The sequence below is a fragment of the Paraburkholderia tagetis genome (assembly GCF_022213065.1).
GTDB classification, from domain to species: domain Bacteria; phylum Pseudomonadota; class Gammaproteobacteria; order Burkholderiales; family Burkholderiaceae; genus Paraburkholderia; species Paraburkholderia tagetis.
The window spans coordinates 96,064-108,442 of record NZ_JAKLJA010000005.1 but is presented as its reverse complement, the minus strand read 5'-3'; the positions used below and the strand labels follow the sequence as shown (position 1 = coordinate 108,442).

Genomic DNA, 12,379 nt, shown 5'->3' with positions numbered 1-12,379 from the left:
ATCTGGCGCGGCGCCAATGGCGCCATAGCCGACGTCACGGCTGACATCATTGCCGCGCGAAGGCCTGAGCTCGCGCCGGCCAATCGTCGGGGACGATGAAGCCGCGCGAGCGCTCAACGTAGCCACCCGCGCCATCGGCGACAAAGGCCGCCACCATCGCCGGCTCGCGGGCCTGCGCGAGGCCCGCGAACAACGTCACGGCCGGAACCGGCGCGGCCACCGCGCTGCGGGCCGCGAGCGTATCGGCTTGCGCGAATGAAGCGCGCTCGACAGCTTCACTCGCGCGCAGCGTTTCAGGCCCGATGCGTCGCGGCGCAAGCCAGGCGAGGCGCGGCAGCGTACTCCAGCCATCCACGCCCTCGCGATCCGCAAAATCGGCCCAGTCGGCGTGCGTGACCCACCAGCCGCGCCCATGCCGCGCGGCGAGTTCCGGCGGGTCGCCCGGCCGCGTACCCGCCCCCTTGCCCGCTCGATAGAACAGCCAGCCCTTTACGAACATCTGCGCGAGCCACGGACCTTGATAACCGAGCCACGCGAACTCTTCGCGCGCACTCAAGCGCAGTTGGTGATCGAGCATATGCGCAAGCTTCAAATCGAAGCGGTCGCGCAGATTCGGTCCGACGAAATCGGCGAGTCTTGGCGCCCCGCTCTCCGCCACGCCCGAGTGCAGATAGCACTTCACCGCCAGCTCCCAATGCAGCCGCTGGGCGTCGCTCGTCTCCACGAGGAAATCGCACTCACCAAGCGTGAGACCCGCGCGCCGCAGCGCGACATTCGCCGCGACCAGCCGGGGCGCCGGCCCATGGGCGAGATACCAGCCAAGCAGTGTTTCGGCATAGCGGCCCAGTCGCGTGAGGCGCGCTGTATCAAGCGCGGCATGCAGGCGGGCAGGCTCGTGGTCGAGCTGCGTGAGCCAGGCTGCGGCGGCGCTGGCCTCGTCATCGCCGGCCCATGGTGCGGCAAGCGGCGCCAGTGGTTGCGCACGCAACAAATCGGCGCTGAACAGCAGCCATGCGAGATCGCGCACGGCGGGGTCGGTGAGACTTTGGTAGAGCGAGTCGAACGGCGGCCCGTCGAAGCCTGCAACGGCCGGGCCGCCCGAAGAGGCATCCGGGGGCCGTCCGGCAGTCATCGCTCGCCGCCTCCCGCCGCGCGCAAGGTGTCGCGGGCGAGGCACAGATCGGCCCAGGCCTTCGACTTGTCGTGCAGGCTGCGCAACAGATAGGCGGGGTGATACGAGACGATCACGGGCACGCCTTCGTACTGATGCACGCGTCCGCGCAGCGAGGCGATGCTGCCGTCAGTCTTGAGCAGGCTTTGCGCGGCAAAGCGCCCGAGCGCGACGATAATCTTCGGCTTCACGAGCGCGACCTGGCGTTGCAGGTAGGGCTCGCAGCGCGCGACCTCGTCCGGCTCCGGATTGCGATTGCCGGGCGGACGGCATTTGATGACGTTCGCAATGTAGACGTTCTCGCCGCGCGCGAGCGACAGCGCCCGCAGCATGTTGTCGAGCAGCTTGCCCGCCTGGCCGACGAACGGCTCGCCGAGGCGGTCTTCGTTCTCGCCCGGCGCCTCGCCGATCAACATCCACTCCGCCGCGCGATCGCCTACGCCGAACACCGTGTTGGTGCGCTTCTCGCACAGACGGCAGCGCGTGCAGGAGGCCACGCGTTCGGCGAGCGCATCCCAGTCGAGCGTCGCGACGTCATTGCGCGGAGCAGGCGCAGGCGCCAGATCATGCGGCAGCGACGGTTCGGGCACGGCATCGAACCAGGCGAAATCGTCTTCGGTCAGCGGCGGGGGCTCCTCCGACGCGGGCTGTGCGGCCCGTGTGCCCTGTGCTGCCTCCACGACTACCCGGCCCGGCGGCGTCTGCGCAGCAGGCTCCTGCGCGAAGGCATACAGTTCGGGCACGGGCGCAGTGACGCCTTGCGCAGCCGGTTGCGACGGCACTGTCCGGTGCGTAGGCTCCGCTGCGGCTTGCGCAGAAAGGTTGGCGCTGGCGGCCGTTACGGATTCGGCCGACGATCTTGCCATCGGTGCCGTCGATGCCACCGCTTCGTGCGCAGCATCGGCGGCACGCTCGCCGTTGGTCCCGGCATCCTGCGCGCCGGCCTGCCCCGCCGGCATGCCCTTGCGCACCCAGCGCGGCGCGAGGCCGAGCTCCTCCAGCGCGATCTCATCGAGCGGCATCCGCGCCCTCCAATGCAAAAGTAAAACGCATCACGATTGCGTCTTCACGGGTGTGGTGGCGAGCCGGATAGTAGTTCTTGCGCCGCCCAATGGTGACAAAGCCGAATTGCTCGTAGAGCCGGATCGCCCGGTGATTCGACGGCCGCACCTCGAGCAACAGCCCTTCGAGCCGCTGCGCACGCGCGATGCGCACGCCTTCGCGCAGCAGCGCAAGGCCCGCGCCCACGCCCTGCGCCTGCGGCGCGACACACAGATTCAGCAGATGCATCTCGTCGACGACCGGCATCAGCACGCAATAGCCGATCAGCGTACCCGTCACATGACGCATACACACGCCAAAGTAGCCGTTGCGCAGCGAGTCCTCGAAGTTGACGCGCGACCACGGGAATTCGTATGCGGATCTTTCGATGACCACGACCTCGTCCAGGTCGCTCTCGGTCATCTGCGAGAGGTAGCGGTCGGTCATCAGCACGCCGCTCATCGCCCCCCCTCGCGGCCCGAGTCCCCGCCCCCGCCCTGCGCCGCCTTGGCAGCAAGGCGCTCGGCCGTGGTCTGTGCGACTTTGTTGCGCACGTATTCGGGCGCGGCCTCATCGGCGCGCAGCGTGCGGCCCGCGCGGAATGCGCGCAGCGCGGCGTGTGCCAGCGGCAGCGCGTGCGGCAGGGCCTCGGCGTCGATGGTGCGCGCCGTCGTCGATGCGACGAGGCGCGCGCCGAACGCCGCCGCCGCGTTGCCCGCGAGCGTGAACGGCTCGTCGGGCGCGACGATGACCTCGGGCGCATCGAGCGACGCCGGGCGCAATGTGTGCCAGTCGTTCGCGGTCGTGTCCCAGGCGTAGTCGGCCCAGTACGCTTCGTCCATGCGCGCGTCGAGCGCCGCGAGCACACGCGCCGCCGACGGATCGCGCATCCGCGCGCTCTCGGCGCAAACGAGCAGCGTGCTCACGGGGACCACGGGAATGTCGAGGCCGAACGCAAGGCCTTGGGCGACGCCCGTGGCAGTGCGCAGGCCGGTGAACGAGCCCGGGCCCGCGCCGAAGGCGATCGCATCGCAGTCGGCGAGTGCGAGCCCCGCTTCGGCGAGCAGCTCGCCAATCGCGGGCAGGAGGCGCGTGCTGGAGACGGCGCCAGTCGCTTCGTGACGCACCCAGACGCGCGGCTCGGGAAGCGCCGCGTGGGCAGGGCCGGCGCTGGCGGAATCAGACGCGCCGCCGGGGGGGCCGGGAAGCACAGCGGCGCGAAGCAAAGCGGCGCGAATCAAAGCGACCGAGCAATATTCGGTCGAGGTATCGAGGGCAAGCAGCACGGTTTCAGTCATGAGCGCTATTGTAATGCGCCGCCTTCGCGCAGTCGCCGGCCAGGCATGACCCATGCGTCCACAAATCCGGCCTCACTAGAATGGAGCAATGGTTCCAGCCTCTCATCGAATGGCGCTGCTACCATCGCCGGGCTGTCCCGATCACCCAGTGGAGGATAACAATGAGCGATGTGAACGCCCAATTCGAGCAGGCCCAGCAAGACGTGCAAAAGCTGCCGGAGCGGCCGGGCAACCTGACGCTGCTGCGCCTGTATGCACTCTTCAAGCAGGCGACCGACGGCGACGTGCACGGCGACAAGCCGGGCTTCACCGACATCGTCGGCAAATACAAGTTCGAGGCATGGGCCGCGCTGCAAGGCACCGCGCAGGACACCGCGAAAACGCAGTACGTCGAACTCGTCGAATCGCTCAAGAGCGGCGCCGTCAGCTAGAAGCAAAAGAAAAGCGGCAGTAAAAACGGAAAGAAGCCTGACTGCCGCTTCGCACACGGCCTGGCGCAACGCGCCGGGCAGATTCGCCCCGGCCATACGTCCGGACGGCATAATCGCTGGCGCACTGCAACAAAACGAGATACAATGCCTGCTGCGTTGCGCTCCGGTCGCCTTTGCGATCAGCAATACGCCACGTAGCGTTAAGCTCCAATCCAGTTTAGAACCTGTCCCCTCCTGCCCTGGCCCTGTTTTCGGGCCGTCAAGTATCAGGCTGGCGGCTGGCCAATCCCGGCCAAGTCGCACCCAAAACAGCTTCTAACGAAAAATCCTCCCTGTGTGGTGTGGATTGCCCCCGTTTTTCGATTTGTTCTGTTTGCAAAATCCGACGACTTGGGTATGCCGATTGGCGCCGACGTTCTATTTCCTGTGTACCAAGGATTTTCATGACTTCGAGCAATACCCAAAGCCCCCTCGACGCGATTGCCAACGACGCCCTCGGCCTCGACGCTGCCGCCGCTTCCACTGAAGCCGCCGTGCAAGCCGACGATACGCCCGCAGGCCCGACGTTCGCATCGCTCGGTCTGTCGCCGGAGATCGTCTCCGCACTGACCGCGGCGGGCTACAAGGCCCCGACGCCTGTGCAGGAACGCGCCATTCCTGCCGCCATCGCGGGTCGCGACCTGCTGGTCTCCAGCCCGACCGGCTCGGGCAAGACCGCTGCCTTCATGCTGCCCGCGATCGAACGCTTCGCGCAGCTGCAAAAGGCCCAGGCCGCTCAACCGCGCGAACCGCGTCCGCAAGGTCAACCCGGCCAGCAAGGCCAGGGCGACCGCCGCCAGCGCCGTCCGCAGCCGGTCGCGCGCCCCGGCCTCCTCGTGCTCACCCCCACGCGCGAGCTCGCCATGCAGGTGACCACCGCCGCATCGACCTACGGCCAGCATCTGCGCCGCCTGCGCACGGTCAGCATTCTCGGCGGCGTGGCCTACGGCCAGCAGCTCATGCTGCTCGCGAAGAATCCCGAGATTCTCGTGGCGACGCCGGGCCGCCTGCTCGATCACCTCGAGCGCGGCCGCATCGACCTGTCCGAACTGAAGATGCTCGTGCTCGACGAAGCCGACCGCATGCTCGACATGGGCTTCATCGACGACATCGACACGATCGTGGCCGCCACGCCCGAGTCGCGTCAGACGATGCTGTTCTCGGCCACGCTCGACGGCAAAATCGCGTCGGTCACCGGCCGTCTGCTCAAGGATCCGGAGCGCATCGAAATCGTGCGCAAGGTCGAAGCGAACTCGAACATCGCCCAAACCGTGCACTACGTGGACGACCGCGACCATAAGGATCGCCTGCTCGACCATCTGCTGCGCAACGAGAGCCTCGACCAGGCCATCGTGTTCACGGCAACCAAGATGGACGCCGACCAGCTGGCCGGCAAGCTCGCCGACGCGGGCTTCGAAACCGCCGCACTGCACGGCGACCTGCCGCAAGGCGCGCGTAACCGCACGATCCGTGCGCTGCGCGAGCGTCGCGTGCGCGTGCTCGTCGCGACCGATGTCGCGGCGCGCGGTATCGACATTCCGGGCATCACGCACGTATTCAACTACGACCTGCCGAAGTTCGCGGAAGACTACGTGCACCGTATCGGCCGCACCGGCCGCGCGGGCCGTTCGGGCACCGCAGTGAGCCTCGTGCATCACGCCGAGCAAGGCGCGCTCAAGCGCATCGAGCGCTTCGTGCGCTCGCCGCTGCCCGTGAACGTCGTGGAAGGCTTCGAGCCGCGCAAGGCGCCGCCCTCGAACCGCGGCTTTGGCGGCCGCGGCCGTCCGGGCGGCGGCAATGGCGGCGGCCGTCGCTTCGGTAACGGCAACGGCAAGCCGGGTGGCTATGGTAATCACAGCGGTAATCACAGCGGCAACCGCAGCGGCGAGCGCAGCTTCGGTGACCGTCCGCAAGGCGAACGCAGCTTTGGCGACCGCTCCAACAATGGCGATCGCAACGGCAATAGCTGGGGCAACCGCTCGGAAGGCTCGCGCGGCGGCTACGGCCAGCGTGAAGGCGGCTACGGCGCCTCGCGCGGCGAAGGCAACAACCGCGGTGGCTACGGCCAGCCGCGTGGCGACGGCTATGGCCGTTCGCGCGAAGGCTACAGCGCGCGTCGCAATGACGGCCCGCGCGGCGCACGTCGCGATAGCTAAAGACCCATCAGCGCGCTCGGGCGGAGCATGATCTCCGCCCGTCAGCTAGCGTTGAACTCAAGGACCGGTGCTTCGTCACCGGTCTTTTTTTGCCCGCAATCAATATTTCACAATACGAAAAAATTTTTTGCTTCGTAAAAAATCGTGCTGCGTGGCACAAAGACACTGATTGCAAGATGGAAAATTGCGTTTCTTATCGCGAAATAACAATCATAAACCATTGATTTTATTGCCATAAAATTTGCGATAAATCCCAGTGGCTCGCCTGTCGCGAGGCGATCGATTTGCCTAGACTCTTATATAAGAGTTCGCGAAACGAAACGCCCCAAGCGCAGTGCTCAAAGCGCCCCCTTCGCGAAGTTCAGCGGCTCAGCAGTTTCGATCAGCGGTTCACTTCCAGGTAAACGAAGGAGCACACCATGTCGACTCGTCAACAGCAAGCACAGCAACTCCAACAGCAATGGGAAACGGATCCGCGCTGGAAGGGAATCAAGCGCAACTACACGGCCGACGACGTGGTGCGCCTGCGCGGTTCTATCCAGCCGGAGCACACGCTCGCGAAGAACGGCGCGGAAAAGCTCTGGAAAGGCGTGACCACGGAGCCCTTCATCAACTCGCTCGGCGCGCTCACGGGTAATCAGGCCATGCAGCAGGTCAAGGCCGGTCTCAAGGCCATCTACCTCTCGGGCTGGCAAGTCGCGGGCGACGCCAACCTGGCCGGCGAAATGTATCCCGACCAGTCGCTCTATCCAGCCAACTCGGTGCCGCAGGTGGTCAAGCGCATCAACAACACGCTCACGCGCGCCGACCAGATCCAGTGGTCCGAAGGCAAGAACCCCGGCGATGAAGGCTATGTCGACTACTTCCAGCCGATCGTGGCTGACGCTGAGGCCGGCTTCGGCGGCGTACTGAACGCGTTCGAGCTGATGAAATCGATGATCGAAGCAGGCGCCGCGGGCGTGCACTTCGAAGACCAGCTCGCTTCGGTGAAGAAGTGCGGCCACATGGGCGGCAAGGTGCTCGTGCCGACCCGCGAAGCCGTTGCCAAGCTGACGGCCGCGCGTCTGGCCGCCGACGTCTGCGGCGTGCCGACCGTGCTGCTCGCGCGCACCGACGCCGAAGCCGCCGACCTCGTCACTTCGGACATCGACGACAACGACAAGCCGTTCCTTACGGGCGAGCGCACCGTCGAAGGTTTCTTCCGCACGCGCAACGGTCTCGAGCAGTCGATCTCGCGCGGCCTCGCCTACGCGGCCTACGCCGACATGATCTGGTGCGAAACGGGCAAGCCGGATCTCGAATTCGCGAAAAAGTTTGCGGAAGCGATCCAGAAGGCGTTCCCGGGCAAGATGCTCGCGTACAACTGCTCGCCGTCGTTCAACTGGAAGAAGAACCTCGACGACGCGACGATCGCAAAGTTCCAGCGCGAGCTCGGCGCGATGGGCTACAAGTTCCAGTTCATCACGCTGGCGGGCTTCCACTCGCTGAACTACTCGATGTTCAACCTCGCGCACGGCTATGCGCGCCAGAACATGAGCGCGTTCGTCGAACTGCAGCAGGCCGAGTTCGCCGCTGCGGAAAAGGGCTTCACTGCCGTCAAGCACCAGCGCGAAGTGGGCACGGGCTACTTCGACGCCGTGACGCAGACGGTCGAGCGCGATGCGTCGACCACGGCGCTGCACGGTTCGACGGAAGACGAGCAGTTCTTCGACAAGAAAGTGGCGTAAGACCACCCGCAGGGGCACAACCCCCTGCTCTTTTCTGGCGCCGGGCGCACGGCGCGGCGGCCGGCTCGCATGTCCTTGGCGGGGCCAGCCGGACGCCGCCACCGCCGCACTAGCGCCAGTCGTCGCGTCTCAGGCACAACTACGGACGCGGCAAAGCAAGCCATGGAAGGCGCATGGACATCTGCCGTGCATGTCCATGCGCCGACTGCGGCCGCAGCGGGCGCCGCCAGCGCAGGATGCAAACGCAATGCGAACGAAGCGCAAGCGGCCGCGCGCTATCGATAGACGATCACCGGAATCTTCGTATGCGTGAGTACGCGCTGCGTCTCGCTGCCGATCAACAGGCTGCCCAGACCGCGCCGCCCATGCGAAGCCATGAATATCACGTCGCAGCCGCAGTTTTCGGCGGCTTCGATAATGCCGAGATACGGGGAGGGATGCACGCTGGTACAGGTGTCGCAGGTGACCCCCACGCTGTGCGCCGCCTCCTCCACTTCCTGCAAATGGATGCGCGCCTCCCGCTCGCTGCGGGTCTGGAAGTCGCCGGGCAGCTCGATCACGACGTCGGCGTAAGGCGAGTACGGATATTGCGGCAGACACGCGTAGGCCGTGACGCGGGCACCCACCGTCCGTGCAAGGTCGATCGCGCCGTCGATCGCCTTTTTCGACAGGTCGGTGCCGTCGGTCGGAACGAGGATGTGCTTGAACATGGAGCCCTCCGTGTTCCCGGGTTCGCTATGGCTTGGGGCTGCTCTTGCAGCGGCCTCGCGAACGCGCCATGACCTCGCACGGCGCCCCCGCAACGCCTTCAGATCGATTGTAGTGCGCGAATAAACGGTGCACGGCGCGCATGCGGGCATCTCCCCATATCGGAAACGCGGATGCACTTCCAGCAATGGAGAAGCGAAAACACGACACGCCAGGCACTTAGTCCTGGCCCCAGTAACCCGGCTGGCCGTAGGTATGCTTGAGAAAGTCGAGAAAGAGGCGCACGCGCAGCGGCAGGTGCCGGCGCTGCGGAAACACGGCATGAATGCCAATGGGCGGCGCGGCATACGCGTCGAGCACGCTCGCGAGCCGGCCCGCCGCGATATCCTCCCCGACCTCCCACCACGAGCGCCATGCAAGGCCATAGCCTTCGAGGCACCATTCGTGCAGCACCGCGCCGTCCGAGCACTCCATCGTGCCGGAGACGCGAATCGACACCACTTTGTCGTCCTGTTGAAACGTCCAGCCGCGCTGCTGGTTCGCGCTGCTCGCGCCGAGCGCGAGGCAGTTGTGGCGCGCGAGGTCGGCCAGCGTCTCGGGTGCGCCGCGCCGCGACAGATACGCGGGCGACGCCACGCAAACGCGCCGGTTTTCGCCGAGCTTGAGCGAGACGAGCGACGAATCGGGCAATTCGCCCAACCGCACCGCGCAGTCGAAGCCTTCGTTGACGAGATCGACGAGCCGGTCCGAGAGGTCGAGCGTGGTCGTCACGTCGGGGTGCGCGGACGTGAAATCGGGCACGAGCGGCGCGACGTGGCGGCGGCCGAAGCCCGCCGGCGCGGAGACGCGCAAGTGCCCGCTCGCCTTCACGCCGCCCGCGGAGACGCTGGCCTCGGCATTCTGCATATCGTGAATGATGCGCTGGCAGTCTTCGAGAAACGCAGACCCCTCGAACGTCAGCGTGATGCGGCGCGTGGTCCGCACAAAGAGCTTCACGCCGAGCCGCTCTTCGAGTGCGTCGATACGACGGCCGATGATGGCGGGCGCGACACCTTCGGCCTGCGCCGCCGCGGAAAGACTGCCCTTGGCGGCAACATTGGCGAAAGTTTCGATTTGTTTGAAGCGATCCATCGGAAAAAGAAGAAAACGGAATTACACAACGTACTTGCTAGAAAAAATCCTCTAGACGGTCAGATTAGGTGGGTAAAAGTAAAAGATCAAGTGATCATTCCCGTCTTTTTCAGTCCCCATGATCATGAATACAATTCATCCCGACCTCTGATGAAGGAGTGCAAGGCTATGTCGGCCAAAACGACACCGTGCGCGGCACAATCCGCGACACCCCGATTTCCCAAGGCTGTGATCTTCGACGCGTATGGCACGCTCTTCGACGTGCACTCGGTCGTCGCCGCAGCCGAGCAGATGTTCCCCGGTCACGGCGACGCCCTCTCGCAGCTCTGGCGCCTCAAGCAGATCGAATACACGCAGTTGCGCACGCTTTCGGACCCCACTGGCGCGCGCTACCGCCCCTTCTGGGATATCACCGTCGATGCGCTGCGCTACGCGGCGCGCCGCCTGAACCTGTCGCTCTCGGGCGCGGGCGAAAAGCGTCTGATGGACGAATACGCCTGCCTTTCGGCCTTCCCCGACGTGCTGCCCGTGCTGCGCCGCCTGCGCGAGCCGCGTGAAGACGGCACGCGCATGGGCCTCGCCATCCTCTCGAACGGCAATCCGCAGATGCTCGACATCGCGGTGAAGAGCGCCGGCATGAACGGCCTGTTCGATCACGTTCTCTCAGTCGATGCCGTGCGCGCCTACAAGCCGGCCGCCGCAGCCTATGCGCTCGGCACCGCAGCGTTCGACGCCGCGCCGCGCGACATGGTGTTCGTCTCGTCCAACGGCTGGGACGCCGCCGGCGCCGGCTGGTTCGGCTACACCACATTCTGGATCAACCGCCAGCGACTGCCCGCCGAAGAACTCGGCGTGCCGCCGCACGGTACCGGCAGCGGCATGGCAGAACTCGCCGCCTTTCTCGAAACCGCTGTGCCTGCAGAGCGAAGCCGCCCCGCGCCCCAGCCCGGGCGCGTGACGAAATCGTCCTGACTGGCACAGCCATTACAACAATCGCATTCAAAGTCTGACCGACCAAGGAGCAATCATGGCAAACACGTTGAAACTGCCGCAAGGCATGCAGATCACGGCTGAAATCCAGCCTGGCTTCGAAACCATCCTCACGCCCGAAGCGCTCGAACTCGTGGCGTCGCTGCACCGCGCATTCGAGCCGCGTCGGCAGGAACTGCTCGCAGCACGCGTCGCGCGCACGAAGCGCCTCGACGCTGGCGAGCGCCCCGACTTTCTGGCGGAAACGAAGTCGATCCGCGAAGGCGACTGGAAGATCGCGCCGCTGCCGAAGGATCTCGAATGCCGCCGCGTCGAGATCACGGGTCCGGTCGAGCGCAAGATGATCATCAACGCGCTGAACTCCGGTGCGGACGCCTACATGACCGACTTCGAGGACTCGAATGCGCCGAGCTGGGACAACCAGATCACCGGCCAGATCAACCTCAAGGACGCGGTGCGTCGCACCATCTCGCTGGAACAGAACGGCAAAACCTACAAGCTCAACGAGAAGACCGCCACGCTGATCGTGCGTCCGCGCGGTTGGCACCTCGACGAAAAGCACGTGACGGTCGACGGCCAGCGCATCTCGGGCGGCATCTTCGATCTCGCGCTCTACCTGTTCCACAACGCGAAGGAACTGCTGGCGCGCGGCACCGGCCCGTACTTCTATCTGCCGAAGATGGAAAGCCACCTCGAAGCGCGCCTGTGGAACGACATCTTCGTCATGGCGCAGGAAGCCGTGGGCATCCCGCGCGGCACGATCCGCGCAACGGTGCTGATCGAAACGATCCTCGCCACGTTCGAGATGGACGAAATCCTCTATGAACTGCGCGAACACAGCTCGGGCCTGAACGCCGGCCGTTGGGACTACATCTTCTCGGCGATCAAGAAGTTCAAGAACGACAAGGACTTCTGCCTCGCGGAGCGCTCGCAGATCACCATGACGGTGCCGTTCATGCGCGCCTATGCGCTCGAACTGCTCAAGACCTGCCATCGCCGCAATGCGCCGGCTATCGGCGGCATGAGCGCGCTGATCCCGATCAAGAACGACCCCGCAGCAAACGAAAAGGCCATGGGCGGCGTGCGTTCGGACAAAGCACGCGATGCCAGCGACGGTTACGACGGCGGCTGGGTTGCGCACCCGGGCCTCGTGCCCATCGCAATGGAAGAGTTCGTGAAGGTGCTCGGCGACCAGCCGAACCAGCTCGGCAAGCAGCGCCCCGACGTCAACGTGACGAGCAACGACATTCTCGACTTCCGTCCGGAAGCGCCGATCACCGAAGCAGGCCTGCGCAACAACATCAACGTGGGCATCCACTACCTGGGCTCGTGGCTCGCGGGCAATGGCTGCGTGCCGATCCACAACCTGATGGAAGACGCGGCTACTGCGGAAATTTCGCGTGCGCAGGTCTGGCAGTGGATCCGCTCGCCCAAGGGCAAGCTTGACGATGGCCGCAAGGTCACGGCCGAGCTCGTGAGCGAACTGATCCCGCAGGAACTCGACAAGGTGAAGGCCTCGGTCGGCGGCGACACCAAGCCGTACGTGCGCGCTTCGGAAATCTTCGAAGAGATGTCGACGTCGGAGCACTTCGTCGACTTCCTGACGCTGCCGCTGTACGAAGAGATCTGATCGCATCAGACCATTCGCGCTGCTTGACGAATAGTCGATGAAAAAGGCCCGGCGGAT

General features: G+C 65.3%; 11 protein-coding genes. 5 read left to right on the top strand and 6 right to left on the bottom strand.

Annotation, left to right across the window (positions count from 1 at the left end):
* Positions 1-46: 46 nt before the first annotated feature.
* From L5014_RS09245 to tsaB, 4 genes are read right to left on the bottom strand one after another with little or no spacing between them, the layout of a single operon-like run.
* Positions 47-1,132, bottom strand: a complete 1,086-nt coding sequence (locus L5014_RS09245) for a DUF1853 family protein (protein WP_238463325.1) — start codon at positions 1,130-1,132, stop codon at positions 47-49.
* Positions 1,129-2,193, bottom strand: a complete 1,065-nt coding sequence (locus L5014_RS09240) for a uracil-DNA glycosylase family protein (protein ID WP_238463324.1) — start codon at positions 2,191-2,193, stop codon at positions 1,129-1,131. The genes L5014_RS09245 and L5014_RS09240 overlap by 4 nt, the downstream gene beginning before the upstream one ends.
* A complete protein-coding gene (rimI, locus tag L5014_RS09235; RefSeq protein ID WP_238463323.1) occupies positions 2,180-2,674 on the bottom strand; it encodes a ribosomal protein S18-alanine N-acetyltransferase in 495 nt (164 codons plus the stop codon). Before rimI ends, L5014_RS09240 begins: the two co-directional genes overlap by 14 nt.
* Positions 2,671-3,510 (bottom strand): tRNA (adenosine(37)-N6)-threonylcarbamoyltransferase complex dimerization subunit type 1 TsaB, encoded by an 840-nt coding sequence (gene tsaB / locus L5014_RS09230; protein ID WP_238463322.1) that lies wholly within the window; start codon positions 3,508-3,510, stop codon positions 2,671-2,673. Before tsaB ends, rimI begins: the two co-directional genes overlap by 4 nt.
* Before the next feature lie 161 nt (positions 3,511-3,671).
* Here tsaB and L5014_RS09225 point away from each other — a divergent pair, with 161 nt between their 5' ends.
* The 3 genes from L5014_RS09225 (at position 3,672) to aceA (ending at position 7,863) form a co-directional block, all read left to right on the top strand.
* Positions 3,672-3,941 carry an acyl-CoA-binding protein gene (locus L5014_RS09225; RefSeq protein ID WP_238463321.1) on the top strand — a complete coding sequence of 90 codons (270 nt, stop codon included), beginning with the start codon at positions 3,672-3,674 and terminating at the stop codon, positions 3,939-3,941.
* A 443-nt stretch (positions 3,942-4,384) separates the two neighbouring features.
* Positions 4,385-6,136 carry a DEAD/DEAH box helicase gene (locus tag L5014_RS09220; RefSeq protein ID WP_238463320.1) on the top strand — a complete coding sequence of 584 codons (1,752 nt, stop codon included), beginning with the start codon at positions 4,385-4,387 and terminating at the stop codon, positions 6,134-6,136.
* 419 nt (positions 6,137-6,555) lie between these two features.
* A complete protein-coding gene (gene aceA / locus L5014_RS09215; protein WP_238463319.1) occupies positions 6,556-7,863 on the top strand; it encodes an isocitrate lyase in 1,308 nt (435 codons plus the stop codon).
* 275 nt (positions 7,864-8,138) lie between these two features.
* Here aceA and L5014_RS09210 read toward each other — a convergent pair whose 3' ends face one another.
* Together L5014_RS09210 and L5014_RS09205 are read right to left on the bottom strand one after the other, a co-directional pair.
* Positions 8,139-8,573, bottom strand: a complete 435-nt coding sequence (locus L5014_RS09210; protein ID WP_238463318.1) for a universal stress protein — start codon at positions 8,571-8,573, stop codon at positions 8,139-8,141.
* A 217-nt stretch (positions 8,574-8,790) separates the two neighbouring features.
* Complete coding sequence (locus L5014_RS09205; RefSeq protein WP_028219462.1) at positions 8,791-9,702, bottom strand: LysR family transcriptional regulator; 912 nt, start codon at positions 9,700-9,702, stop codon at positions 8,791-8,793.
* 168 nt (positions 9,703-9,870) lie between these two features.
* Here L5014_RS09205 and L5014_RS09200 point away from each other — a divergent pair, with 168 nt between their 5' ends.
* Together L5014_RS09200 and aceB are read left to right on the top strand one after the other, a co-directional pair.
* Positions 9,871-10,674: a haloacid dehalogenase type II gene (locus L5014_RS09200; RefSeq protein WP_238463316.1), complete on the top strand. Its 804-nt coding sequence runs from the start codon at positions 9,871-9,873 to the stop codon at positions 10,672-10,674.
* A 55-nt stretch (positions 10,675-10,729) separates the two neighbouring features.
* Positions 10,730-12,322: a malate synthase A gene (gene aceB, locus L5014_RS09195; protein ID WP_238463315.1), complete on the top strand. Its 1,593-nt coding sequence runs from the start codon at positions 10,730-10,732 to the stop codon at positions 12,320-12,322.
* Positions 12,323-12,379: the final 57 nt, after the last annotated feature.